Source organism: Streptomyces thermovulgaris, assembly GCF_002155915.1.
Classification (GTDB): domain Bacteria; phylum Actinomycetota; class Actinomycetes; order Streptomycetales; family Streptomycetaceae; genus Streptomyces; species Streptomyces thermovulgaris.
In genome coordinates this window covers 1-213 of the sequence record NZ_MUME01000159.1, presented here as the reverse complement: position 1 = coordinate 213, position 213 = coordinate 1, and the positions used below count along the sequence as shown (strand labels likewise).

The 213-nt window shown below is 73.2% G+C and carries 1 protein-coding gene; it reads left to right on the top strand.

Annotated elements, in window-relative coordinates; genetic code table 11:
• A partial coding sequence (locus tag CCN35_RS29445; protein WP_245863166.1) for a PP2C family protein-serine/threonine phosphatase occupies positions 1-213 on the top strand: 213 nt, incomplete at both ends.

Genomic DNA, 213 nt, shown 5'->3' with positions numbered 1-213 from the left:
CGCCGCCACCATGGGCCAGCTCCGCACCGCCACCCGCGCCTTCGCCGATCTGGACCTCGCCCCGGCGGAGGTGCTGGAACGTCTCGACCACACCAGCACCCGCCTGGAGGAGGCCATCATCACCTGCGCCTATGCCGTCTACGACCCGCATCGCGCGCAGTGCCACGTCTCCCTCGCCGGTCATCTGCCCCCCGCCCTGGTCCACCCCGGCCG